Source organism: Bacillus sp. HMSC036E02, from assembly GCF_001836235.1.
Taxonomy (GTDB): Bacteria; Bacillota; Bacilli; order Bacillales; family Bacillaceae_G; genus Bacillus_A; species Bacillus_A cereus.
On record NZ_KV827805.1, the window covers coordinates 1 to 24,680 of the forward strand.

The following is a 24,680-nucleotide window of genomic DNA, read 5'->3' on the forward strand; positions in this document are numbered from 1 at the left end:
GTTTAATTCCAATCTTCCTACATCTGTATTAGCAAGCGCTGCTGCTTTTTTTACAATTGCGAACGCTCTAATTAAACTTTCATGAATTTTATACCCTGTAATCGGGAAATTTTCAACAGCGCGTAAAGTCTGAATTCCGTAATATGCCTCAATAGGTAATTCCTTTCCTCCCAAAAAATCATTCTCCACTCGCACGTTCTTGTTTGTCATTGCCATTTTAATTTCTCCCCCATATTAAATGTAAAACCTAAATAAATCATATGAAGTCATTACCAATCCTTATCAGATTTTATTGTTAAATCGTAGACTAAAGGCTCTTCAATAATTTTTTTAATCTCTTCTAATTTATTAGTTTTCCCAAGCGCCCACATCAATTTTGCTATGATGGCTTCCGTATTCATATCTCCAGACAATATTACTTGATGTTGTGCCACTTTCCGTCCTACTTCATAGAGAAGTATGTCTTCTCCTTCTTCCAGGCATTGAGTAGTAATCACTACAGCAATCCCCATTTCAGTCAACTCTTGAATTTTCGAAAGCAAGTTCCTTCCTTCAAAAGGTAATCCACCGTTTCCAAAACTTTCAATAATAATTCCTTTATACAAATCTTTTAAGCAATCAAATATCTCTGGCTTTGTACCTGGATACAATTTCATAAGAAAAACATCCGTACATAAATTAGTATTTATTGAAAGTTCATTATGGGGGGACGTTGGCTTCCAATGATATTTCACTTCATTTTCATTTACCTCAGCAACATATGGATAATTCACACTTTCAAATGCATCATAACTTTTTGTTCGCATTTTAACTGCTCTCGTCCCAATAATCACCCTACTATCAAAAACAATAAACACACCGCCAACATCCTCACAGGCAAATCTAAGAGCATCAGCTACATTTTTCTTTGCATCTGTCTTTTTAAAACTAATAGGTACTTGTGAACCTGTTAAAACAACTGGTTTTCTTAAACCTTGCAGCATATAAGATAACGCGGAAGATGTATAAGCTAACGTATCCGTTCCATGTGTAATCACAAACCCGTCATAGTCATCATAGTGATTAAAAACAGCATTAGCTATTTCTTTCCAGTGCTCAGGTTGCATATTGGTACTATCAATATTCATTAAGATTTTGCAATCTATTTCTAAGTTTCGAGAAGACTTCGAAAAATAATTCAATAATTCCTCAGCAGACAATCCTGGAACAAGCCCCTCATTCCCCTCCACAGATGCAATTGTCCCACCAGTTGCAAGTAATAAAATTTTCTTCATACACAACCCCTCCATAAAATAAACAACGATATATCGTTCGCATAATGCGTATTTATATTTATCATTATAGAACTTAATTTGAATTAATCAAGATTTTGTATTCAATACGCGTACTTTTTTTCTATTCTTGATTCTTTTTCTATGCTATAATTAATTTAATAAAATTAGATGGGGTATGAGACGAATGCTGGAACGTTTATCTAAATTAAGAAAAAATCAAAAATGGTCCTTACAAGAGACAGCAGATCGACTTGGGATTGCGAAAAGCACCTATGCTGGTTATGAAAATGGTTATAGATTACCTTCATTACAATCTTTATCTAAAATAGCCGATTTATTTGATACATCTGTAGATTATATATTAGGTCGAATTGAACATTCACATCAAAACAAAGATGTAATTGATATTACAAGACTCCTAAACGATCCAGATGCAACACTTTTAGTAGATGGAGAAGCACTGTCAACAGAAGAGATAATAGATTTTATTGCTTTTGTGAGAAGTAAACGAGAACTAAGTTCCAAGAGAATAGAAAATATTGAACCAACATGTAAAAGTTAATTCAATAAAAAACGAAGACACTGCACTCTTTAAACTTAGATATTGTCCTCTTATAATTATATGGTATCGGGAATTTGTTTCGTTGTTCTTTTATTATAATTATGATTACTATAAGTGATAAAGCTACAGGTATAAAAACGATTAACAAAGCATCTTAATGTTTATGAAATTCTTTGTTAATCGTTTCTCTTCTCCCTAATCTCCTGCGAGACTATATTTTTTATTAAAATTTCCCATATCTTATTTGATTTATTCTGTGACACCAGATTGGGTTACTTTTACATCAGCTGTTACACGAAAACGTAAATCTTTATAGGATTCTTCCCATTCTTGACTGTTCCATTTTCTTACGTGAGTTCTACCAAGCTTTCTAAGTCCTATAGGATCTGTGTCTTTTTTAATAAATCTCTTTATCAATGTAGTTGCTTTTTTTTCTATTTCTTTTTCCATAATTTTTTCTAATTTTTTTATTTCTTTAGGATTATCTAGATTTTTTGTTTTTGTAAATTCTTGAATTTCAGCTTTAACTTGAATATGAGCATTTACGAATGGATGCTTACTATTCCCCTCCATCTTATATTTTGTTCTAGCTTTTATATTCTCTATCGTAGCGTAAGTATTTGAAGAACCAGGTAGTTTGAATTGGTATGTACCTTGTTTAAAATTATCTGTCAACAATTTAAATACAAATAAATCTTTAGGGTTCACTTTATCAACCATTTTACATCTTTTAAAAAGTGCTATTCCATCTAACTCCAACACGTTACCTTTTTTAGATATTATCGGTAAATAGGAATCTCTCGCATCATCATTAAGTTGGTTTAAAAACATAAAAAAATTTGTTTTGGGCTGCGTTCCATTGTCCATATTTTGCTCCAGTAAAGAGGATAGATAGGAAGCAATTTCTTTTTCTTTAGAATAGTTCCCCTTTAATAGTGATTCCCCTTTTACATTTGTAATTGCTAAATAAATTGCATTTCCTACACTAGGATTTCGGTTCAAAGTCTCTAAAATTTCCTGCATTCCCTTTTCAATTATTTTTTCATTAAATATAATAACACGCAATTGCCCCAACTCTAGAGGTCCAGAAGATTTTTCGGATGCTCTTGCAAGAACTTCTCTACCAGTCTGGCCTGATGCTGAATAGATTTTTGTTTCACCTTCCCCGCCTCCTTTATAAGCTGAAATCGCAAAGGTTCCTTTTAGCTTACCTTCTGCTTCGGTATCATATGCCGCAACTTGAACTAAGTCAATGTCATCCACAATTTTCGTTTTAGCACAACCTATTAAGAAGACACTTAATATAAGGAAAAGTATCCATCGCTTCATGTTTATCTCCTTAACTTTATTTTGGCCGTTTGAATTAGCCATAGTACAGGTAGGTATACATATATATATACAAAGCCCATTTGACCTGTCCAAGTATTTAATAAGTTAATTTTATTACGATTATTCAAGAAAAATGATAAAACAAAGATGAATAGGATGATAACTGGCAAAACATATTTTTGCTTTATTCCCAGTGCCTCTTTTATACCACGACTTACTCCCCATAATGTAAAGGAAACATTGGGTAATATAAAAAAAGCCCAAACAGAAACAATAATGTATTCAAACCGCTCTATAAAGGGAAATTGTATAATTTTAATCATGCTTAAATATGCCCATATCGCACTCGCTAGTTGTTTTTCACTAAAAAATGCAAGAGTTAAAATCATAAGGTATGTGTAGACAATAGTCGTTACTAAATTTGCATAGTGCGCATATTTTTGAGACGTTTTTGCCTTTTTAATAAATGGGTAGTACAGCAATAACATTTCAAATCCAAAAAAACTAAACATATTTCCTTTCATTCCTTTCATAATTTCTAGGAATGAATGCTGTGCAATTGGAAATAAATTCTGGAAATCTGCATACTGCAAAGGATAAAAAAATGTGAAGATTAGAATGCTTGGGATAACGATTCCAAAGAAGCCGATTCCGGCAACTACACGAAATCCTCCAGTAACAATGTAATAACATAGACCCAAAAAAGCCCCTGCTATAACCCAAGATGAAATTGAAGGAAACATCCAAACATGTACTACTTCGATATAAGTATGTAGTGTTGTTGCACCTAACAATACAATATAGGATAAAAAAATGAAGTTGAGCAATCCACCAATCCATTTTCCAAGTACGTTTTGATTGATTGCAATGATGTCTCCATTACCCTGATTTAAAATCTGATATATGATCCAAATCATAATATTAACAGATATTCCAAAAAGTAGCGTGCTAATCCACGCATCATTTCCAACTAATTTTGCACTAATCCTTTCAAAACCAAGCATACCAACTCCCAACTGTATAGTAATAATTAAAAAAAATACCATATATGGCGAGACTTGATACTCAATTGGGATCTGTTTCATAATGCTCCTCCCTGTTAAATTCAATCATCAAAATCATTTCGTGATATGATTTTATTTTTCTCTACCTCTTCTGGATTAAAGCGAAAACGCTGTTTAGACCTTGAAAAAATAGGACGTCGAAACATCGCTGAGATCGGCAAACGGATAATGCTGTCTTTCCAATCTGTAGGGCGTGTAGGATAAAAAGGAAACAAATAAGGACGTCTTAATGATTCTGTACGTAATAAGCGTGCTAAAAGGAAAGAACTTGTTAAAACAATTCCTAATAAGCCCAGCAGGTGTGCAGATATTATAAAAGGAAAACGAATTACTCGAATTGTATTACCAATTCGATATATTGGTGCTGTAAATGAACTAAGAGCTGAAAGTGCAACAATGATAATAAGTACGTTACTTGTAAGACTTGCTTCTACCGATGCTTGTCCAATTACAATACCACCTACGATACCGACAGTTAGACCCACTTTAGTTGGTAAACGTGCCCCTGCTTCTCTCAGTAATTCAATCGTTATTTCTAAAAAAAGTGCTTCAATTAATGGAGGAAAAGGTACTTTACTTCTCGATATGATTAACGTTTCAAGAAGTTCTTTTGGGATAAGCTCGTAATGATATGTTAAAATCGAGACATATAATGGCGTCGTTAAGACAGAAAATATAAAAGCAAAAAGCCTTAATAGACGAAAAAAAGAGGCTATAATCCAAGGCATGGTGTAATCTTCTGTCGTAGAAAAAAAATCAATTAATGTTGTTGGAAGAGTGATGGCATAAGGCGAGCCATCTACAAAAAGTGCAATTTTCCCTTCTGCTAATACAGCTGCCACACGGTCCGGACGTTCTGTATTCAAAAATTGAGGGAATATAGAATTCGGGTTGTCTGCAATTAACTGCATCAAATAAGTACTATCCAAAACATGGTCTGTTTTTATTTGACTTACCCTTTTTATAATTTCTTGTAGATTTTGATCATTTACAATTCCCTCAATAAATACAATCGCAACAGTTGTGTTAGAGAGAGATCCTACTTTCAATTCTTTCATTTGTAAATAAGGTGTTGGAAGCTTTCTACGTACTAAATTTAAATTTACATCTAAATCTTCGACAAATGCGATTTGCGGACCCACAATATTATATTCAATTTCAGCTTTTGTAATATCCCTTTTTTCTTTCTTTGACACATTTACTAACAAACAATTTAGTTTATCTGTATCGAACTGAATAAGTATATAGCCATTTAAAATACTATCCTGAATATCTTCAATTTGATTTGTTATTTTTGAATTTTCAAAGGGTAAGACAGACCGAATATCTTGTAATGAATCGCAGCTCTTCTCTTTTATATAAGTTAAAACCTCTTCATGAAATATATTTACATCGATTAAGGTTCTAAAATATGAAATGACTATAGAGGATTTGTTTGAAGCGATCTCCAACGTTATAAAATCTTTAGATTTTTTTAGTAATTGCATTAATTCCTGTAAAGATTTTATAGAGTTATCAGGTATTTTTCCATACGGTTTCAATTGATAATACCTTCCTTTCAGAAAGAAGTTACATATAGTTTTTAAGAAATTTCTATTTTAAAAATCAGGCATAGTGTTATATAGATATATCCATTGAATTAGCAATAACCTCTTTGAAAATAACTTAACCAAAATTAGTTAAAAAATGTATCGTACAAAAAAATGAGCTCATTTCTCAAAATAACTAGCTGTAGAGAAAGGAAAATTTCATTTTGGGTCTACTTCAAAATTTTAGCTTGATGGGCATGTGGTACTCCCCCTATTAACCTTGGCAGAACAATATTTATAACAAGAATGGGTAGTAAGTATTTTTAGGTATATAGCGATATGATGATACCCCAGAACAAAACAACTTAACATGGTAAAATTATATTTGGATAGGAGTCCAATACATATTATTAAAATTAAAATTGTTCAGGCCGGAGGAAGGCGCCCTTGGGGTCTTTTCTTTTTTTCAAAAGCACCTGCTCAATTAATCCCTAAAAACTTAAGGTAAAGTGAACCTGTTAAAATACATGGAATGAACCCTAGTTTTGCCCTCTTATCTAAAGGAGGAACTATTATTATGGGATATGGTGGTACTTGCGGTGAAGGCTGCGGTTTTGCTTTATTAGTTGTATTATTTATTCTATTAATCATTATCGGATGCAGTTGCTTCTGTTAAAAAACTATTAGAAAAGGCATCTTAGGGTATCTTTTCTTTTTTCTTAAAAGGGGCTTTCCAGCGCTTCGAAAAAAAGCACACTAAGGGTATGCAAGATTTTATACAGTTTTTCGGCTAATCCAGTAACAAACGAGAACCTTAAAAGCGCGCCAGGATAGAAATGTATAAAAAAATGAATAGAGTAAAAAGGCTGATTCCTTGTGATAGTAGTGATTTACTTTTACACTTGCTACCGATACTGATGCCTTATGTTGACTAGTTGTGAATACATTATACATATGTTTTTAAGAGTAAAATAATAAATATGAAATTTCACCCTTAAATGGTAAGATTATTAAGAATGATCAATTTATAAGTAAAGATAAAGGGTCAAAAAGGAATGGTTGAATATTACATTGAACTATGTACAAGAATGTATGAAATAAATAAGTCAATTGTAAAAGGAAAGGAACTAGATTTTTTCCTTTCTTTTGTAAAAGATAAAAAAATGAAAGTGCTCGAACCAATGTGTGGAAATGAGCGAATGCTTAGTCCATTTATGTAAGAAGGAGTCTTCTTGCTAAAATGATAAAATCTCTCCGTAAACGTCCAATAGCCTTAAAATATACCAAAATTGAGAAATATGAAAAAGACACTCTTATAAGTGCCCTTCTTAGCAACTAAGTCCGCTGCAGCTACTACCATAACCCATATGAATTCCTCCTGTAAAAGGATATTTTAAGTTCATATTTAATTATTAAAATAAACCGCACCAAAGTTTTCATTAAATCTTTTACACCAAACAGAAACCGAACCATATTCATTTACATCTATTCCTTCAGGAATTTCGTAGTTTTGATCTCCTTTATTTCCCTTTAATTTTCCTAATTCAATATACTGATAGTTTTTCACGTCTTCATTATTTTTCAAACGATTTGTAGGAACTAATACAACTCGTACATCTGGCCCATTAGATGTTGCAAAATTAGAAAGCCGTAAAACACGTTTTCCATCTGCTAATTGGTGAATTTTTGCCGTTCCGGTTGTTTCATGGACACCGTTTTGAAACTGACCTTCCCTTATTACTCGATCACTTTGCTGCTTTATTTCAGTTGATTGTATCTCTGCTTGTGGCAATGATTCATTTACGTGCTTATCAATAAATAATTTCTCTGGTCGGAACAATGACCATAAAATCCCCAATACAATTATCAAACCACCTATAAGCCATACATATTTTCTTTTCATAAAGTAAAAAACCTCCTGTAACATACTGTGTAGTAGTATGTTAACAAGAAGGTCTTTCATTTTTCTAACATAAATGTTACAAAAGTCTTTCAGCCATCTTATTTTTTTACTGATGTGATGGGAAGAGTGAACCAAAATTCACTTCCCTGCTTACCATCTGCGCGATTCCTTACACCAATTTCCCCTTTGTGCATTTCAATTAATGATTTTGCAATAGCTAATCCAAGTCCGGAACCTCCAGATTGTGAACTTCTTGATCGATCTGTTCTAAAAAAGCGTTCAAATACACGTAATTGATCATTTGGAGAAATTCCTATTCCTTCATCCCGCAAAGTGAATTGGACCTTTTGAGTTAGTTTATTTTCCACTACAGTCAACTCGATTGTTCCAGAGATAGGAGAATATCGAATTGCATTATGTAATAAATTACCTATGACCCTTTCTATTTTACAAGGCATAATCAAAAGTTGAGGTAATGTATCAGGGACCTCCAATTGCACATGGATTTGTTTGTCCCCTAATAAGACAGAATGTGACTCTAATACATCTAATAGAACTTTATCTAAATGTGTGAAACTTGGGTGAAAATCTACTTGCTCAAACTCTAACTTTGAAAGATCAAATAAGTCGTTAATTAATCCATTTAATCTTTCTATTTCTTTTAAAACCGTTGCTAAGTATTGCTTTTTCATTTCAGGATCTTCAATCAGGTTATCTTGTAATGCTTCTATCATCATTTGCATACTAGCCATAGGTGTTCGTAAGTCATGGGAGATATTGGTAATTAGCTCCTTACGAGAGTTTTCCTGTTCCTCTAACTTAGTAAACCCTTCTTCTAATTTTTTTGCCATCTGTTGAAAGGCTGTTGCTAATTCTTTAAACTCACGTGGTTCTTGCCCAATTATATACATTGTTTCAAAGTGTCTATCACTAAATTGTTTCGTCAATTTTATTAAATTTTGTATAGATCTCATGATAGGACGTGTCATTAACCAATAAATAAACGTTGAAATAATGAATGCCACAAATGCAATTACTGTTAATAACCGCGTTTGTTCCTGTTCAAGTAACATTTTGGTCTCACTATACCATATAGCAATTACCATAATACTGGTACTTAATAGATTCATGAGTAACAATTGAATACGTAATCTCATGTTTCATTTCCTCCATTTGGCTCAAAGCGATATCCTATACCCCAGACCGTATGAATCCAACGATTCTTTATCGTATGCTTCTCGAGCTTTTCACGTAAACGACTCACTAATACGGTAACTGTGTTTGATGCCCCTTCATGTCCAAAATCCCAAATTAATTCAAGAAGCTGCGAGCGAGAAAATACTTGTTTTGGATGCTTTGCCATGAGATAAAGTACTTCAAACTCTTTCACCGTTAACTCCACTTCCTTATCACAAACAAGTACATATCTTGTCTTTGGGTATATTTTTAAATCTGGAAACTCTATCACTTCCAACAGGGATTCTTTCGCTTGTATTGGCACATGACTTCCTCTTCTTAGTATAATTTGAACCCTTAATACTAATTCACGAGGGGAAAATGGCTTTGTTAAATAATCATCTGCCCCCATTGTTAAGCCTAAAATCCGATCCCTTTCCTCTCCCTTAGCAGTTAACATAATAATAGGGACATTTGACTGTTGACGAATTTCCTCACATAATTCCCATCCATCTTTTTTTGGCATCATCAAATCTAATATAATTAAATCTGGTTGATGTGTAAGAAATAAATCCCAACCTTCTTTACCATTTACAGCTGTATAAACTTCATATTCTTCTCTTTCTAAATATCGTTTGCATACTTCTCGAATATTTTCTTCATCTTCTACGATTAAAATTCTTTTCTTCATATACTATCCTCACTTCTTTTTCACCAATAACACAAAATTTTTTTCTATTATTCAATAAAAATATCTTTATAGGTAAAGATATAGAAACTAATCACATAAATAAATCAGAATTCCACATTTCAGCCTCAAAACAAATGAAAATTCGAAAAATAAATTATGTAATATAGATAGTAATCTTAACATTTGATTACTTATATGACTAGATAAGTATTTAAAATAGTAGTTACTAAATCATATAAATTAAAAGAAATGAGTCCGATTTAACATCGAACTCATTCCTTATTAGTAACCTAAATTATCGTATCTAACTTTTCGGATTCAATTCATTTCCGTTTCTCTTTCCAAACTTAGCAACAGAACTATTACCTATTACTGAACTCTTGATAGATTCCATGCTATAGTATCAGTCCCATTCTCTCCATTACCATATTTCATATAATCGATTAAATATCCTACCTTTAACTTGTTACCATTAGATAGTATGTTCCATTGCTTATGGTGTCCAGTGAAATTCTTTGGATATGCATGATTAAATTTAAAAGTACTTGCGTTCTGTTTTTGATCTAAATGGATATAACTATCTTGAAGTTTTAAATATGCATAATCTGAATAAATAGGATTTTGAAATTTAATTAATACCTCTTCATCCTTTTTAATTGGTTTTCCAGGTTTAGGTTGACCTACTCTTTCAATAATTACATTCACTTTTTCATCACTAGATTTTTCAGACCAAAGATACTCCCATTTATTCCCGGCATGATGACTTCCCCAATAAGCTGTATTTCCATATGAGGCCACAGTATAAGGAACTCCTTCTGTAACAAATTCACCTGAATTATCTACTACATAATCTTCAAATTCTTTATTAGCTTTAATTTCAGTATCAATCTTTTGTATAGGCGTTAAATTGTGTGCGTCATTGATTTCAAATGTAACTTTTCTGTGCGCAGCAATTTCAGATTTAATAGGGTGTATATTTTCTCTAGACTCATATGTAAATCCATTCTCACGTTTAACTAGTGTTACTGTTTGTGATGGAGCATTCCATTTCTTGTTATACGTAGTAGGAATCTCTTTACTCACTCCAAATAAACCCGGTAAAACTGTTGCCCTAATCTTTTGCGTCACAGAATCATAACTACCTTCTACTAATGTTGGTTGCTGTAGTTTTGCAAAAGCACCGTGTACAGAATCTTTATGTAAATAACCGCCATCTCCCTGTCCCGCTTTTAAATCGTTTAATGCATCAGTTCCATTATTAGCTGAAACCACTGATACGTTATTAGTACTTTTAGCCTTGTTTACAATATGATTCACTTTTTTCGTATCTATATTTACATGTTGAAAAACTTCGTTATATGATAAAACTGGCTTATCAGCAAGGGATTTGTCTTTAGGAGTATATATCCTAAACTTTGGTATATTTCCTATATCTGTTTCTAATTGTTCAGTAGCTGCATTCACTCTAGACTCATATCTCCCTGAATCCCCCAAATGCATAATTTCTTCACCTTTTTCAATAGATAAATCCATTGTACTTGTAGGTAAAACTTCAATCGAAAGAAGTTCCCCTTGTTCAACAGCTTTTAATTCATCCAAAGATAAGACAATATTTGCATCTGCTTGTCCTTCTAAACTGTCAATTACTACTTCTGTTTTATTCCGTCCACCTTTTTCTGTACTTAAATAGTTTGCTTTATAACGATCTTGTGTTGCCTTTACAGTATTAATAATTTTGTTTCCTAAACGAATATTAAAATGTGGCGAAACATTTTCAGCGGATGCTGTTCCTACATTCTTATATTCCAAATGTACCCGTAATTTTGCTGCGTTCGCTGTATCCACAGTTGTTGCCGTAGACCAATCAAAATTATTTGTATAACTCTCCGTTTCCGTAGTTGTTTTTGAATATCCATATCCCACATTTGCTGAAACACTTCCGGAAGGAACAGGGCCGGCTGCTGAGCCTTCTACACCACCTGAACCACTTAAACCTACATTAAATGAATGTTGTGTAGATACACTTTTTTCCCACCCTCTGCTAACTGATCCGCCATTATTATCCGTAATGGTTGCAATAGGAATTACCTCAATTCGTTTGACACCAATTTGCAAATTCGGTATGTTGGCAACTATCGGATTGAAATTAGTATCAGAATCGTTGTTATAATTCTCAACCTCATACATATCAGTAAAAGGATCACCATCCGTATTTGCATTCATAGGATTCGATATAAATTTTGGTTTCCCTTTATCCTTCTCAGGATCCCATGCTTTCGCTTCATTTTTTCCAGTTTGTGAATTGAATTCAATTTTATAACCATTAATCTCTAAGTCGTTAGAAATACCATCTTTGTCCCAATCATTGTTTGCCATTTCAATGTTTTGTGTAATGAGCGAACCTATCTCCCCATCAGATCCGAGCGTGAAATTCTTATCTTCTTTTTTTGCATTTGCATTTTCTTTAAATATTTCAACTGTACCTCCTGGATTCGGTTGTTTTACATCTGCTAAAGCAGGAGATACTAGAGTCAGTGCCATCGATACACTACCTAATACACTAATTGCTGGCTTCAATTGTTTCATTGTTATTTTTCCTCCTTGGTTTCTAGGTCAATTAGAACACCTACTAGTAAGATTAATTTCATCATATATAACAAATCTTTCTTTTCTCTCTCATAACTGTTAAAAAAGTCTCTCGTAAATATTACAAAACACTTACAGAGTTCTTAAAAGCTACAAAATCCATATATGAAACATCAAAAAGCCGTAATATGAAGAATCCATTACAATATATGCAAAAAAGCAGCTAGCCAAAGCTAACTGCTCACAAATTTATAAAATTTCAGTAAAAGAGTGTATTAATTTTGAAGTGTACAAATAGGGAGAGTGACTTCAACTGTAGTTCCCTTATTCACTTCACTCTCAATAAATACCTTTCCCTGATGTGTTTCAATGATTTTATAACAGATCATTAACCCTAAGCCAATCCCCTCTTCTTTAATACTATAAAAAGGTTCTCCGAGGTATGGTATACGTTCTTTTGGAATCCCACACCCTTGATCGATAAAACGAATACTTAATTGATTATTATCAAGTATATTTAATTGAATGAGAATTTCTCCTCCCATCGGCATAGATTCAATTGCATTTTTTAATATATTAACAAATACTTGCTTTAATTGATTTCCTTCACATGAAATCAATGGAATACCAGGGTTAAGATCAATTCTAATTTTTATATTATTCATCATTGCTTGAGGTTGTAGTAGCATTAAAACTTGATCCATTAGCACACTAATATCATTAGGTTTTATTTTTACCACCTGTGGTTTGGCTACCGCCATAAATTCAGTTGTAATACTCTCTATACGCTCAATCTCTGATGATACTATATTTATATAACTTTGATTATTTTCATTTTCCGTTGATTTTAGTAATTGCATGAACCCTTTCATTGCAGTTAATGGATTATTAATCTCATGAGCCATTACAGTCGCTAATTGTCCTACAACAGCAAGTTTTTCAGATTTTCGTAATAATTCTTCTGTTTTTAGCCGTTCAGTGATATCACGAGAAATACTTAGGAAAACTTTTTTACCATTTAAGTTAAAAACACGAACACTAAACTCAGTTGTTATTACTTTTCCTGTTGGAAAAACATATTCATCTTGCAAAGTGAAGGAAGTTTGTCCCTTTTTAATTTTTTCTAATAACCTTACGATTATTTGAGAATCTTGTGGTACTACATTTGAAAATGATAATGAGAGCAACTCTTCTCTACTATATCCAAATCTTCTACACCCAACAGGGTTTACCTCAATAAATCGACTTGGAGCATTATCTTCATTCAGCTCTACTACATATACCGCATCAGTTGCTTGTTCAATTAGTGCACGGTACTTCATTTCACTATCTCTTAATTGCTGGTGTAATCGATGTCGTTCTCTTTCTGCTTGTTTTCTTTCAGAGATGTCTCTACATATTGCTGATAAAGCTATCACATTTCCTCTTACATCTAGTATAGGAGAAACTGTCAGACTGACATCAAGAAGACTCCCATCGCTCCTTTGTCTAACAGTTTCTAATCTAGTAACCACAGATTCACCTGTTAGAATTTTCTGAATATTTTTAATCGATTCTTCCATTAAAAAATCTGGTACACAAGGTAATCTCTTACCTATGATTTCTTGTGATGACCACCCAAATATCTTTTCATAAGCTTTATTCGCTTGTAAAATATGCCCTTCTCGATCAGAAATGGTAATAGCATCTAGATTGTGCTTTATAAATGATTCCAATAATTCTTTGGTAGCGCTTAATTCTGATTCTACCTTTTTCCTTTCGGTTATATCAACTGTAGAACCAACAACTTCAATAACTTGTCCATTTCGTTTAATCGGCCTAAGCGCAATAAGAATAATAGTTTTATCATTTGGCCAAGGTAATTCAAATATAATTTCTTTTCCTTCCCATGCCTGAAGATAGTACTTCATCAATTGTGGAACTAAATGTGGAGGAACAATAGAAGCATCAATAGTACGTAAGCTTTTTCCTACCACCTGTTCAGAATAAAATCCGTTTTGATAATAAAACTGTCCATCACATAAAGTGTGTATAAAGTGCTTACCCACTTTTTTAAATTTAAAAATTCCTCCTTGAAGCTCATGTACGGTATCTGCAAGTTCTTGCTTCGATTTTTTTAATTCTCGATTCATTTTAGATAAGTCCTGTGTTAAATAATACAATCTCTGGTAGGCTTCCATAAGAAATAGCCCAATTAAAAGTCCTAACGCTATATATAATAAGCCTCCTGTGTAAAGTAATGTAGTATTAAATAATACGCCAACTAACCACTTTATTCCAATAAAAACAGAAAAATATAACGATGCACTTTTAAAAGGATGTAGTTTTTTAAAATAAGTTTTAAAGGTAGAAAATAGAATCCCCATACCTAAATAAGCAATCACAGGAGGTTCCCAGTACCCTCCTGTGTAAAAGATACGCATTACAATTATGCTAATTAACGTAATCCAACCAGCAATACGACCAAAGTAAATAAAAGATAGAATAAGAGGAACAACTCGAAGATCGTAGGAAAATCCCATGTATGGAAAAGAAAAGAACATTAACGTAACTGCAATAATCCCTCCATAGAGCTTTTCAAAATATCGACTAGAATTAATTGTAAACACTTGAATAAATATTGCTGCGCTAACTAATAAAGAAAAAATAGAAAGGTTGATGAAATAATCTTTAATAATCATGTAATGTCCCTCCTTGCATTAAGTGTATTCGACAAAAAAGCTAAAAATCCTACAAATTGTATAAACAGTTCAAATGCATAAATTTTAAACTAGGATAAAATCTAGAAAAGTAAATAAGGGGCACAGCAGATGAGATATTTTAATGAAAAATAGTTCAAAAAAGATAATAGTAACCGTTGACTACTATTATCTTTTTTCTTTAATTTATCGTAATATGTCTGAAACTCTAAGGGACGTGGTATGTCATTTCATCAAACAATGATTATATGCTGAGTGATGAATATAGAAATTTCAGCAGTAATTTTTGAAAAATAACATAAAAAACAAAACTATCTTTAAAAATGGAAAAAAACTATATAAATGTCAACTAATCTATGTACAAAAACGTTTACTTAATTTTGCATAAAATCACTCAACTTAGGAAGCTAAGTAGTTCTTCAAGGTCGATAAGAACACCTGTAGATGCTTCAGGATAACTACATAATTGTATGAGTAATGTACTTGAAACCTTTCGGTAAAACCATACACATAAGACAACTAACTCCTTGGTTCAATATTTACTTTTTCGCTGAACAAATTCTTTTTCTTGAGCAAATTATTCTAGGATATAAGGAGATATATGCCATTGCAATTTTTCAATTAACTTGGTGTCTAGTTTATTCTCCAGCTCCAATTACTTCGTTACTTTCAGATTCAGTTCATTATATTTTGGACTTTGTCTTTATACACAACATATTCTTTACCATCCACTACTGCTACTACCGCAAATTCATCATTTGGATTGAATGAAAGCCAATCAGCCCACATGTTAGTATTAGCCCCTCCACTCCACATATTATGAACAGTGTTTTTAGTTAAATTCATAACTTTATAAGACGCATTTGGCGCATTTGTTCCAGTCTTTATTTCAAAAGTGTATGCGTTATGAATTTTTTTATAAAAGTAGAAAACGTTTGATGGACGAAGCTGATTCAAAAAATCCTGTTCTTTTTTCTCTGCAATTTTTATCCCTTCTTGCAAAGTGACAACATCTGTTTTTAATGTTTTCCAACTGTTTTTCGCTGCATTCAAGCTAGGGGTTAAGAATTTATATTTATTTTGATCAGCTTTTTGATCAGCTTTATCAATATGTCCCAGTACACCCGAATATTGAGAATCTAAATCCTCCCATTGCGTAGACATATAAGTAAGAGCAGTGATAGCACTATCAAGCATACTATGCATATCACTAATATTATGAAATGCAACTCCAACTACACGATTCAATGTTATTTTATAATCTACAGTCTGACGCAATTTTGCTAATTCAGGTTCTAGCCAACCTAACTTACCTCTTGCATCACCTATCATTATGCCACCAGCAATCAAGGTTGGAATAAAGGGGATTTTCACCATGTCTAAGCCCTTAGATTCTATGTCTTTCTGATATTTTACTTGTCCTAAAAGGTCCTCTAGACGCTTTTGGTCAGCCTCCACATCAGCACCTTGGTTTTTTAAAATCGATTGCAATGTCTCTTTATGACTTCCAAATGTTCTAACATCTTCTCCAATAGCATTTTTTAATTGAATTAATTCTTCTTTTAATGCTTTTGCAGACTTTTGATTTTGTTGAATTCCTCCCTGTAAATCTGTAATCCCTTTTTTTAAAGTATCTCCATTTCCAGTATTGATCCCCTCTACTAATGTTTCATAATAATTTTCAAATTTTGTATCGTATTCTATAATGCCTGTCAATGTATCTAAAAGCTGTTTTTTTACTTGTGTATTCCATGTAACAGCATGTGCTCTTGCATTCTTTTGATCTTGTACAATTTTACTAGGTAAATCTGCATTTCCATTAATAGTTATTCCTTCAAAACTCACATCTGGATTATTAATTAGCAAATAAGAATATTCATTCATAGCTTTTGCAAATAAACCAGCATCTTGCAAAGCTTTTTTCATCTGTTCTTCATTTGCTGAAAGAGACATATTTTCAGTGTTCGTTTGTTCAATTTCAATTGCAAAAGTTTCTAGTGGTATGACTGCATAAGTAGTTGTTATAGTTAAAAATGCTGATACAGCGAGTAGTTTATGAGGGATTTTTTTCATCATTTCGTATTCCTCCTATATAAGGTATGGTTTCAAGTTCTAATCTTATTAAAAAGCGATGTCTTTCAAAATGAGTTCTACATCTTTTATCAGTATCGTTTGAACTTTCTTTAGCAGCCTTCAAATCATTAATTATTAAAGAAAATGTATATAATCTGCTTCAAATTAACCGATTCTGTTGCAAATTTTAAAAAAGCAATTAAACTACAAGGTTATTTTTTATTCGAATCATACTTATATATAATTGAAAGGCGAAGTCTTTAATGAGACTCCGCCTTTCTGTTATATAAGGATTTATTAATTATTACTTTTCTGTTTAACAGTGTAATCATAGACTTTCTATGTTTTAGTTCACTTTACAACAGAATTAATATTTCCCTATTTTTGTGGAGTAACAGTTTCCACTTTTAATTCCTTTATTCCTTCTTTTAATGTAACAGCATCTGTTCGTAATGTTTTCCAACTGTCTTTCGCTGCATTTAAATTAGGTTTTAAGAATTTAAATTTATTTTGATCGGCTTTTTGAGCTGCATTCTCAATATGCCCTAGAACGCCCGAATATTGAGAATCTAAATCATGCCACTGCGTGGACATATAAGTAAGAGCGTTAATAGCATCATCAAGCGCCTTGTGCATTTCATTAATATTACTGTAAGCAACTCCAACTACACGATTTAAGGTTACTTTATAATCCACGGTCTGACGTAATTCTGCTAATAAAGGCTCTAACTTACCTAAATTATCCCTTGCTACTCCCACTATGATACCGCCAATTATTGGTAGACCCAAAATAGCACCCTTCATTACATTAAACCCATCAGATTCTAATTGTTTATAATAGTTTACTGATCCTAATACTTCTTCTAGACGCTTTTGATCGGCATCAACATCTGCACCTTGATTTTTTAAAATTGACTGCAAGAGCTCTTTATTACTTCCAAATGCTCTAACATCGTGTCCAATAGAGTCTCTTAATTTAGTTAATTCTTCTATTAGTTGTTGTGCATACTTTTGATTTTGTTGAATTTCACCTCGTAAATCTGTAATCCCTTCTTTTAAAGTTTCTCCATCCCCTGTATTAATCGCCTCTACCATTGTTTCATAATAATTATCAAATGTTGTATCGTATTCAACAATACCATTCAATGTATCTAAAAGCTGTTTTTTTACTTTCGTATCCCAAGTAACAGCATGTGCCCTTGCATTCTTTTGATCTTGTACGATTCTACCAGGTAAATCTACATACCCATTAATGGTAATTCCCTCAAAATTCACATCAGGATTCTTAATTAACATATAAGAATAGGCATTCATAGATTTTGCAAATAATCCAGCCTTTTGCAAGGTCTCTTTCATTCTCGCTTCATTTGCAGAAAGAGCCGTATCTCCATTATTCGTTTGTTCAATTTCACTTGCAAAAGTTGTTACTGGTGAAACTACATTAGCAGTTGTAATAGTTAATAGCGTCGATACAGCGAGTAATTTGTAAGGGATTTTTTTTATCATTTCATTTTCCTCCAATTTAGGTTTTAAATTTCAGTTCTACTCCTGTTTAAAAGCAATATCTTTTGAAATGAATTCTGCATCTTTATGAATATCATTCCAACTTTCTTTAGCGGCTTTTAAATCATCTGGTATTAAAGAGAATTTGTGGTCTTGCATAGAATCGATATTATCCAATAAATCTGTATAATTTGCGCCCATTGTATTCCATTGCTTTTGAATATTTGTTAGAGACAATATCGCTTGATCTACAGTCTGGTATAAATATGCCAATGTTTCTTTCGCGTTAGTAAGCGAAAGAACTGCTTGATTAGCACGATCTGCTTTCATACTTAATTCTCCGATTTTGTTAGAAATTTCATTATAGGAGTCCATATGCTTAGATGCTGTGACACCAGCCGCAGTTCCTAGACCGATACCAGCTGCGCCAAGAGCCGAGAGTCCACCAACAACAGCCGGTGTTGCTGTACCGCCAGTTACAACAATAACTACCGCTCCTCCAATAGCTGCAATAACTAAAATAGCTGCTCCCAATCCACCACCAATTGACCATGCTAATACATCATCAAAATGTTTTTTCTGAGTAGAACGAAGTTGCTCAATTTCAGCTTGAAGTTGTGGAATCGTTGCCTGTTGACCTGCTAATATTGCAGTTAATCCACCTTTCCCATCTGGACCACCAACATTATTTTTAAAATCTGTAGAATTTTGATATAGTTTCCCTTTGAAGTCTTGTAGCATCTTAATCACATCTGTAACTTCTTTTGAATTTGTATTGATTGTAGTAATTAAATCATTTATACCCTCTTTTAGACCTGCCTTATCTTTCTTTTGTACAGTTTCTACTAATGTGTCGTAATAATTTTGAAATTGTTCATCGTAATTTACAATATTACGAGCAGTTTTTTGAATCTGTGGCTTCGCTGTATCTAACCAGTAATTCGCATTGATTCGTGACAGCTCTTGATTAAGGTGAATATTTTTGAGCAACTCTCCCCCCTCTGAGCCTAAATCGATATTAGATAAATTTACATTTGGTTGCTTAATCATTGTTTTTGCGTATAAATCCATTACTAGAATATGAGACCCTGTTTCAGCTAATGCTTTCTTCAGTCCTTCGGGGCCCAATGCATAATTGCCTACTTTTTGTTCTTGAGCGGTCGTTTCTTGTGCAAATGCATGAATAGTGTTACCGGTAGTAGCAGTTATAACAGTTGCTAATGTAGCTAAAGTTAGTACTTTGAATGGAAATTTTTTCATGACTATTCTCCTTCTTTCGCTAAATGCTTATAATCTTTATGAATTCCCAAAAAACGCAATATTAAAATTTATATACTTGTTCTTCAAGGTAACTTATTACATTTTTTAATTGTCTTAATGTATCTTTTTGAGACTGCTCGTTAGTTGTATCAACATTAGTAGATAATTTTGTAATGCTATTTTTTATTAGATTTAAATCTTCTTTATAGCGCTTTAGTAGATCAAGTTCTACATCTACTTGATTTGCAAACGTATGCAAATCATTTTGTGTAAGAAGAAGCATTGATTTTTGTAAATCAGCTATTGATAATTTCGTTGTTAAATCATATATTTTTTGATTTTGTTTCTCTAAATCATCTAAATATGCTCGCTGTTCTGCTGTTAATTTATTTACTTCAGCAAAAACGCCAAATGTTTTCTTAATCTTTTCGGTATCAATGACCTTCATCAGGTCATACTCTTGTGTTTTTGCTGCGGCTGCGGCTGCTATTTCACCTTGTTTGCTTTTCTCAATTGCTTCACGAGCTGCTTTTTTTGCTGCTTCAATCTCTAGAGCAGTTTTACCTTGTTCTGTCGCTTCTTGCGCCGCTTTTTTCTCCGCTTCTAAAATAGAGTTGTTAATTTCTTTTCCTTTGTTATACGCTGCCACCCCTGCTTGAGCAGCCGGTTCAATAATTTCTTTTGAAAGACTATAAACTTCTTTGAATATAGCAAATCCCTGTTCATTTAAAGCCCCTGGTATTAATGCAATTTGCTGTAAATCATTTTGAATTGCTTTTTTGGTATTTAATATTTCATTTTTTAACTGATCTATTTTTCCTGTTCCATCTGTACTTAGTATGCCTTGCGCAGTTGCCACATTAGTATCAAAATCTTTTAATTTTTTATCAAGCTGTAATTTAAGATCTGTTAATTCATTGATTTGTCGTTGCGCATTTTCTTGATTCGTCATAGCCATTTCTTGAAGTACTTCAAGTCTATCCGAAAACCCTTCTCTATCTTCTTTATTGTCTACAAACGATTTTAATGTCGGGTAATAACTATTAAATTTTGTTACAAATCCTTTACTTTTTGAATTTAATAGAATTAACTGTGGATAGAGTTCCGATGACCATTCCTTCATATCTTGTTTGATTAGGAATTGATTGGTATTTAAAGCTGGGACTTCCTCTAGCTGTACATTAGGACTCATTAAAGATTGATCAATATACGTTTGGACTAATTTAGAATGCGCACCTAATTTTCGTAATGATGAAGAAATATCCATGTTTTCTTGTTGAGTTTCTGCTTGAACGATTGGTGTTGCGAGAGTATTGATAGGAATAGTTGCTCCAGTTACAATGGATGTTATTAAAAATCCTGTCATTATTTTAGTTTTCATTCCGTACACTCCTTTACCATTGTTTTTATAACTTAATTCATATAACTTGTACGACCGCTCTCTTTATAAACTGGATAAGAAGGAGAAATCTTTCAGATACGTTAATATCGTTGTTTTTTACTTCTAATAGGATATAAGGATTTTATTTATCTCTCATTTCGATACTCTATTTTTTAAAATATAAATAACAAAAATTTATTAACTATATTTGAATCAGGCACCTTATGAGTAGTAAATTATTAATTCTTTCCTAAAGTTGCGGTTTAACTTACAGAATCGTGAGGATCAATAAACCAATGCTTACAGTTAATCTTGTCATAACATTGTTTAATTCCAATTTGATAATATCCCTCTTAGTTTTGTCAGCAAACTCCTTACTAGACAACAAAAGATGAAATTATACTGTACATTGCTTATACTTTTATTGCGGAATAACTTCACTTTTGTTATGCAGAAACTTAGAACACGTTTATTACCAATTTGATTCTTGACCTCTTGTGAATAAATTGACTATTTAGAAAATTATTAAAGACATAATGTTACTTACAACTTCACTATAATTCCTATTAGCGTAACCTTCTCCTTTCTGTCTGGTCATACCAGTTATGTTGTTCATTAAAACATTAAATTTTTAATGCGTAAATAGAAAGATTTTGTCGATTAAGCTCGATAATTCACTGTTAAATAAAAATATGTCCCAGAAAAAATTATATAAATATAGTTATTCGTAAATTTCATTTCTGTAATTGGAATGATTACAAATTAATGTGTATACGGTTAAAAATAACTATTTTAGCTCAACCAAGAAATTTTATTTTAGAAAAAATACTTATAGAATAATATAATAGGTTTTTTTATACTTTTTTACCTTTATTTAGTTATGTATAATTGCATAAAATGTAGATATATTTAGTAATATATGTTATATTATTGATTTTTCACAAAAAAATCCTAATATCATTATTAATAAATATCCAGTATGAAGATATTAGTCTATAAACTTATCTTCGTTATAAACATAGGTTTTTAATTACAAAAAAGCTGCAAAGCTTCCTTGGAACACTTTGCAGCCTTCTGTCTTTTTATTTCCTTTAGCAAAATAACGGTTAGTGTATTTTTTCAAATTAACAATATGGTACAAAGATTTCCATTGAGCTTTTGCTCACATATGTGTTTATAAAGTCTTCAAGAGCTATTTGTTTGAGCTGACATCAGACTAGTTTATCTGATTCAGAACTATACCGATAAAGTGCAACTTTAATCAGTGGGGGTTTTGTTCATCCCCCACTGATTATTAGCTCTCACCAATCGGGCTTTTACGGGCAGCCCGCCCCCCCACCTAACTTCTTTGCTTTCGCTGAATTTTTAGATGGAGGTCTTACTGCCCGGCAAATAGCTGGATAAATTCAGCACATGATTGTTATTAAAAAAATAGATATACTTTGTTTCTCCATTATTTTTCTAACTCCTAAAAATTGAAACTGTTCCGCTAACAAGATAATATCTGGTTAATCTCATACGTCTATTTGAATACAAGTTCTTTTTCTAGACAAATCACAAACTCTTTCTAGAGTAATAAGTCCAGTATTTTCATCTTTTGGGATACTTACACCCATGTTTAAGTCTTTACATTGGAGACAGCAAATAACAAGCTTATATTATTGTATATTTTTCACGGTACTGCCTAGGAGTCATGCTAGTGATTTTTTTGAAAACTCTTATAAAATAACTTTGGTCATTAAAGTTAAGCCAAGCACAGATATCTGATAACGAATAAGTAGTGAGGGTTAATAATTTCTTTGCTTCTTCCACTCGTTCCCTTTGAATATATTCACTTAAAGTAATTCCCATTTCTTTTTTAAATAGTTTAGACAGATAAGTAGGCGTAATTTCTAAATGATTAGCAAGTTCATTCAGAGATATTCCATCGTAAACATTTTTATTAATATGTTTTATACATGTAGTAACCGCGTAAGAATACTTTTTTGCATTGTATTCTTTCACACGATCTGCAAAGGTACGTAAAGCGTCCCCTGATAATCGCTTTACAGATTCTACATTATCTAATTGTTCTAGGGTTTGTATATATAAAATACTATGGGCAAAAGCAATATCTGGTGGCAGATTTCCTTCTATTGCATATCGAGTGGCTAAGGTAATCGCAATAATTCCAAGGTTTTTTTGATTCCTGAGCGGATCCTCTACTAGCATAAGTTCAACATCTTCTTGCGAAACCGCATACATATACTGTATTAACTTTTTTTTATTTCCTTCTTTGATAGTCGAAAAGAAATCATTTACTAATGCCATATTGTGCGTTTTAGGTTTGTTTTGTCGACGTTTTAAAATATATAAATCAGGTTTCACATTTTTATTAGGAGTTTCCTCTAGTACTTTATTTTTTTCCAAGACAATATCTACATCTAACTTTTCATTGAAAATCATGTAATGTAATAAAATTCCCATATCAATTAATGTAGTTTTTTTAATCTCAGATAAACACTGATAATAGGCAAGTCTTTCTTGAATGTTATCATTTGATTTAAATTCTTTCTGAAATTTTATGATCATATCATCTGAATCTTTTGAATGTATAGTAGGACCGATTATAATAGTCCCTTTAATATCATCATGATTTTCTATATGAATTAGAACAAAATTTTCAAGATAGTTGTTGCTTCGAAAAAGTGGCAAGTTACAGGGATCGTTTTCTTGATAAATATCACTAAGATGTTCTTCTTTTGAAGAATAAAAAGGACTACAAACATTATCAGATGTAGAATGATATAAAATTTTTCTGTCTGCAGATAAAATATGTACAGGGGCATTAAATGCTTTATGTGAAAGATCACACAAGTGTTGTATATCGATAGAAGTATTCATTACATTCTCCTTTATAGATCCATAAAATATATTTTGTTATATATAATTCACGACAAATAATACTATAAAATATCAAATTAGTACAATTCACAACAAAATATTACTATATCTTTTTTATAAAAATCATATATTATTTAATTGTAGTTAGCATCTAAATATCAGAGTAGATACGTAAAGGAAATACACTAAGTTCTTTTCTTAATTCTACAAAATATAATTATTGAATTTGAGAAAACAGTGAAGTACTTCAAAATACAGTGGTAGTCAATGTGAGGACCAAGCTGGAAAAAGATTTAAAATAAAGCGAAAGTAACAGGAGATACTGTACCACCGCAAGAAACAACAGTCAAAGTTCCAATTCATTCATTTATACAAATTGAATTCAAAAAATAAATACTGCTAATTTAAATGTGAAACTGAAAAACTATTTTGCTCCAAATTTTAGAAAAAGATAATAAAGAAGTTGTGAAATTGGAAACAGATGAAAGCGATACGGCTATTTTTGAAGCACTATGCTTTGAAAAGTACAAGGTGGAGGAAATTCAAGTACTCAATTAAATATTTAATTGAGAGAAAGGTCTTTTCATCAACTAAAAATAAAAAACGAATGGAATATTCAAAAACATGACACTATATTACTGGTCGTAACAATAGTTTTACTTTCCACAAAAGAGGAAAAATATATAGACTTTACAAATACTAAGAATAGCAAACTAGATAGTTTTATTACCGCATCACATAAAGTGAAACTTTAATCAGTGGGGGTT

General features: G+C 32.1%; 17 protein-coding genes and 2 pseudogenes. 4 read left to right on the top strand and 15 right to left on the bottom strand.

Features of this window, described 5'->3' with window-relative positions; translation table 11 throughout:
- Window positions 1-216: pseudogene (locus HMPREF2590_RS01895) on the bottom strand (lyase family protein); the annotation flags it as partial.
- A gap of 53 nt (window positions 217-269) precedes the next feature.
- Window positions 270-1,274: an asparaginase gene (gene ansA, locus HMPREF2590_RS01900; RefSeq protein ID WP_044584609.1), complete on the bottom strand. Its 1,005-nt coding sequence runs from the start codon at window positions 1,272-1,274 to the stop codon at window positions 270-272.
- Window positions 1,275-1,458: 184 nt separating this feature from the next.
- Here ansA and ansR point away from each other — a divergent pair, with 184 nt between their 5' ends.
- Window positions 1,459-1,836 (top strand): HTH-type transcriptional regulator AnsR, encoded by a 378-nt coding sequence (ansR, locus tag HMPREF2590_RS01905; RefSeq protein ID WP_000893567.1) that lies wholly within the window; start codon window positions 1,459-1,461, stop codon window positions 1,834-1,836.
- A gap of 249 nt (window positions 1,837-2,085) precedes the next feature.
- Here ansR and HMPREF2590_RS01915 read toward each other — a convergent pair whose 3' ends face one another.
- Genes HMPREF2590_RS01915 through HMPREF2590_RS01925 form a run of 3 tightly spaced genes read right to left on the bottom strand, consistent with a single transcriptional unit; the run spans window position 2,086 to window position 5,716 of the window.
- Window positions 2,086-3,165: a Ger(x)C family spore germination protein gene (locus tag HMPREF2590_RS01915; RefSeq protein WP_000832860.1), complete on the bottom strand. Its 1,080-nt coding sequence runs from the start codon at window positions 3,163-3,165 to the stop codon at window positions 2,086-2,088.
- A gap of 2 nt (window positions 3,166-3,167) precedes the next feature.
- Window positions 3,168-4,250: a GerAB/ArcD/ProY family transporter gene (locus tag HMPREF2590_RS01920; protein ID WP_050821953.1), complete on the bottom strand. Its 1,083-nt coding sequence runs from the start codon at window positions 4,248-4,250 to the stop codon at window positions 3,168-3,170.
- Between the two features lie 20 nt (window positions 4,251-4,270).
- Window positions 4,271-5,716 carry a spore germination protein gene (locus HMPREF2590_RS01925; protein ID WP_372584087.1) on the bottom strand — a complete coding sequence of 482 codons (1,446 nt, stop codon included), beginning with the start codon at window positions 5,714-5,716 and terminating at the stop codon, window positions 4,271-4,273.
- Between the two features lie 619 nt (window positions 5,717-6,335).
- Between HMPREF2590_RS01925 and HMPREF2590_RS28430 the strand changes: the two genes are divergently transcribed.
- Window positions 6,336-6,434 carry a YjcZ family sporulation protein gene (locus HMPREF2590_RS28430; RefSeq protein WP_074595434.1) on the top strand — a complete coding sequence of 33 codons (99 nt, stop codon included), beginning with the start codon at window positions 6,336-6,338 and terminating at the stop codon, window positions 6,432-6,434.
- A gap of 379 nt (window positions 6,435-6,813) precedes the next feature.
- Window positions 6,814-6,975: pseudogene (locus tag HMPREF2590_RS30615) on the top strand (SAM-dependent methyltransferase); the annotation flags it as partial.
- A 188-nt stretch (window positions 6,976-7,163) separates the two neighbouring features.
- Here HMPREF2590_RS30615 and HMPREF2590_RS01930 read toward each other — a convergent pair.
- The 10 genes from HMPREF2590_RS01930 to HMPREF2590_RS01975 form a co-directional block, all read right to left on the bottom strand.
- The gene (locus HMPREF2590_RS01930; protein WP_000824728.1) at window positions 7,164-7,661 is read right to left on the bottom strand and encodes a DM13 domain-containing protein; all 498 of its coding nucleotides are present in this window, start codon (window positions 7,659-7,661) and stop codon (window positions 7,164-7,166) included.
- 98 nt (window positions 7,662-7,759) lie between these two features.
- A complete protein-coding gene (locus tag HMPREF2590_RS01935) occupies window positions 7,760-8,818 on the bottom strand; it encodes a sensor histidine kinase (RefSeq protein ID WP_002098245.1) in 1,059 nt (352 codons plus the stop codon).
- Window positions 8,815-9,528, bottom strand: a complete 714-nt coding sequence (locus tag HMPREF2590_RS01940; protein WP_000746049.1) for a response regulator transcription factor — start codon at window positions 9,526-9,528, stop codon at window positions 8,815-8,817. Before HMPREF2590_RS01940 ends, HMPREF2590_RS01935 begins: the two co-directional genes overlap by 4 nt.
- Window positions 9,529-9,897: 369 nt before the next feature.
- Window positions 9,898-12,114, bottom strand: coding sequence for a binary toxin-like calcium binding domain-containing protein (locus HMPREF2590_RS01945; protein ID WP_000811551.1), 2,217 nt, complete (start codon window positions 12,112-12,114; stop codon window positions 9,898-9,900).
- A 275-nt stretch (window positions 12,115-12,389) separates the two neighbouring features.
- The gene (locus tag HMPREF2590_RS01950; protein ID WP_000584297.1) at window positions 12,390-14,795 is read right to left on the bottom strand and encodes a PAS domain S-box protein; all 2,406 of its coding nucleotides are present in this window, start codon (window positions 14,793-14,795) and stop codon (window positions 12,390-12,392) included.
- Window positions 14,796-15,488: 693 nt separating this feature from the next.
- Window positions 15,489-16,889 (bottom strand): hemolysin BL regulatory component HblB, encoded by a 1,401-nt coding sequence (gene hblB, locus HMPREF2590_RS01955; protein WP_044584613.1) that lies wholly within the window; start codon window positions 16,887-16,889, stop codon window positions 15,489-15,491.
- A 375-nt stretch (window positions 16,890-17,264) separates the two neighbouring features.
- A complete protein-coding gene (gene hblA / locus HMPREF2590_RS01960; protein WP_000591972.1) occupies window positions 17,265-18,392 on the bottom strand; it encodes a hemolysin BL binding component B in 1,128 nt (375 codons plus the stop codon).
- 36 nt (window positions 18,393-18,428) lie between these two features.
- The gene (hblD, locus tag HMPREF2590_RS01965; RefSeq protein WP_000714435.1) at window positions 18,429-19,649 is read right to left on the bottom strand and encodes a hemolytic enterotoxin HBL lytic component L1; all 1,221 of its coding nucleotides are present in this window, start codon (window positions 19,647-19,649) and stop codon (window positions 18,429-18,431) included.
- Between the two features lie 61 nt (window positions 19,650-19,710).
- Window positions 19,711-21,030 carry a hemolytic enterotoxin HBL lytic component L2 gene (gene hblC, locus HMPREF2590_RS01970; protein WP_000850227.1) on the bottom strand — a complete coding sequence of 440 codons (1,320 nt, stop codon included), beginning with the start codon at window positions 21,028-21,030 and terminating at the stop codon, window positions 19,711-19,713.
- Window positions 21,031-22,683: 1,653 nt separating this feature from the next.
- Window positions 22,684-23,913 carry a helix-turn-helix domain-containing protein gene (locus HMPREF2590_RS01975; RefSeq protein WP_050821955.1) on the bottom strand — a complete coding sequence of 410 codons (1,230 nt, stop codon included), beginning with the start codon at window positions 23,911-23,913 and terminating at the stop codon, window positions 22,684-22,686.
- A gap of 429 nt (window positions 23,914-24,342) precedes the next feature.
- Here HMPREF2590_RS01975 and HMPREF2590_RS28440 point away from each other — a divergent pair, with 429 nt between their 5' ends.
- A complete protein-coding gene (locus tag HMPREF2590_RS28440) occupies window positions 24,343-24,471 on the top strand; it encodes a hypothetical protein (RefSeq protein ID WP_000939299.1) in 129 nt (42 codons plus the stop codon).
- Window positions 24,472-24,680 lie beyond the last annotated feature (209 nt).

Bases quoted from the DNA above. Each gene is read 5' to 3' on its own strand.
- ansA (WP_044584609.1), bottom strand. From the start codon at position 1,274: ATGAAGAAAATTTTATTACTTGCAACTGGTGGGACAATTGCATCTGTG.
- ansR (WP_000893567.1), top strand. From the start codon at position 1,459: ATGCTGGAACGTTTATCTAAATTAAGAAAAAATCAAAAATGGTCCTTA.
- HMPREF2590_RS01915 (WP_000832860.1), bottom strand. From the start codon at position 3,165: ATGAAGCGATGGATACTTTTCCTTATATTAAGTGTCTTCTTAATAGGT.
- HMPREF2590_RS01920 (WP_050821953.1), bottom strand. From the start codon at position 4,250: ATGAAACAGATCCCAATTGAGTATCAAGTCTCGCCATATATGGTATTT.
- HMPREF2590_RS01925 (WP_372584087.1), bottom strand. From the start codon at position 5,716: ATGCAATTACTAAAAAAATCTAAAGATTTTATAACGTTGGAGATCGCT.
- HMPREF2590_RS28430 (WP_074595434.1), top strand. From the start codon at position 6,336: ATGGGATATGGTGGTACTTGCGGTGAAGGCTGCGGTTTTGCTTTATTA.
- HMPREF2590_RS01930 (WP_000824728.1), bottom strand. From the start codon at position 7,661: ATGAAAAGAAAATATGTATGGCTTATAGGTGGTTTGATAATTGTATTG.
- HMPREF2590_RS01935 (WP_002098245.1), bottom strand. From the start codon at position 8,818: ATGAGATTACGTATTCAATTGTTACTCATGAATCTATTAAGTACCAGT.
- HMPREF2590_RS01940 (WP_000746049.1), bottom strand. From the start codon at position 9,528: ATGAAGAAAAGAATTTTAATCGTAGAAGATGAAGAAAATATTCGAGAA.
- HMPREF2590_RS01945 (WP_000811551.1), bottom strand. From the start codon at position 12,114: ATGAAACAATTGAAGCCAGCAATTAGTGTATTAGGTAGTGTATCGATG.
- HMPREF2590_RS01950 (WP_000584297.1), bottom strand. From the start codon at position 14,795: ATGATTATTAAAGATTATTTCATCAACCTTTCTATTTTTTCTTTATTA.
- hblB (WP_044584613.1), bottom strand. From the start codon at position 16,889: ATGATGAAAAAAATCCCTCATAAACTACTCGCTGTATCAGCATTTTTA.
- hblA (WP_000591972.1), bottom strand. From the start codon at position 18,392: ATGATAAAAAAAATCCCTTACAAATTACTCGCTGTATCGACGCTATTA.
- hblD (WP_000714435.1), bottom strand. From the start codon at position 19,649: ATGAAAAAATTTCCATTCAAAGTACTAACTTTAGCTACATTAGCAACT.
- hblC (WP_000850227.1), bottom strand. From the start codon at position 21,030: ATGAAAACTAAAATAATGACAGGATTTTTAATAACATCCATTGTAACT.
- HMPREF2590_RS01975 (WP_050821955.1), bottom strand. From the start codon at position 23,913: ATGAATACTTCTATCGATATACAACACTTGTGTGATCTTTCACATAAA.